Raw genomic sequence first — 434 nt, 5'->3', positions numbered from 1 at the left:
CGTCGAGTTCGACGGCGGTGCAGCGCCAGCGGAGGTCTCGGCCCCGTTCCAGGCGGAAGGCCATGGCGCGCAGGCGGTTGCCGGCGCCGATGCGGGCGAAGACCTCCAGGGCGCCCTCCCGGGGGACGAAGTAGCCGATGTCCCGGACCACGGGACGGTGCCCGAAAGTGCGCAGCGGGCCGTCCTCGGCGAGGCGGGCCAGGTCGTCGTAGGCGCTTCCGGCGGTGTGGCGCAGCATCGCGTGGACCGGGCGCCGGCCGCTGAGGACGGCGAGGAGCAGTTCCGCGAACCGGTCGGTGGGGCGGGGCTGGGGCTGCGGAGCGGCGGTCAGGGGGCTGCGCGGGGTCTGTGCGGGCACCCGCGGCGCCTCCAGGCCCCCACCGCGGGCACCGGAGGGCTCCGGCGCCGTGCTGCCGGCCCCGTGGCGGGGTGCG

Annotated in this window: 1 pseudogene; it reads right to left on the bottom strand. The window is 78.1% G+C overall.

From position 1 onward, the window contains the following. Positions 1–349: pseudogene (locus G3I53_RS08010) on the bottom strand (Rv3235 family protein); the annotation flags it as partial. Positions 350–434: the final 85 nt, after the last annotated feature.

This window comes from Streptomyces sp. SID14436 (assembly GCF_010548465.1).
Taxonomy (GTDB): Bacteria; Actinomycetota; Actinomycetes; order Streptomycetales; family Streptomycetaceae; genus Streptomyces.
The sequence above is the reverse complement of the archived record's forward strand: the minus strand, read 5'-3'. Positions and strand labels throughout refer to the sequence as shown.